At 62.2% G+C, this 418-nt stretch carries 1 pseudogene; it reads right to left on the bottom strand.

The window, feature by feature from the left end:
• Positions 1 to 418: pseudogene (locus AAC083_RS23485) on the bottom strand (exodeoxyribonuclease V subunit gamma); the annotation flags it as partial.

Raw genomic sequence — 418 nt, 5'->3', positions numbered from 1 at the left:
AGCGGGTGCGCCACCATCAGGTGGTTGAGCAGCCGCTTGCCGGAGGTTTCATCATCGAGGCTCTCATCCCCCGCCAGCACGAAACCCTGCCGCACATAATCGATCAGTTCCGCCAGCAGCACGGAGGGCACCTTGTCGCTGTTGTCCTGCGCACTGAAGCCCTGATAGCTGATATAGAGCCCCTGCTGGGCACTGAGCAGTGCCTCGAGGAAGAGGTAGCGGTCATCATCACGACGGGAGCGATCTCCGCGCCGCGATGCCACCGCCATCAGATCGAATCCCATGGGAGCCAGGGTGCGCGGGTAGACGCCATCGTTCATGCCGAGCAGGCAGACCTGTTTGAAGGGGATGGAGCGCATCGGCATCAGGGTACAGAAGTTGACCTGACCGGCGAGGAAGCGCTGGCTGGAACGGGACT

Origin of the sequence: Aeromonas sp. HMWF014, from assembly GCF_963878295.1 — a bacterium.
Classification (GTDB): domain Bacteria; phylum Pseudomonadota; class Gammaproteobacteria; order Enterobacterales; family Aeromonadaceae; genus Aeromonas; species Aeromonas popoffii.
The sequence above is the reverse complement of the archived record's forward strand: the minus strand, read 5'-3'. Positions and strand labels throughout refer to the sequence as shown.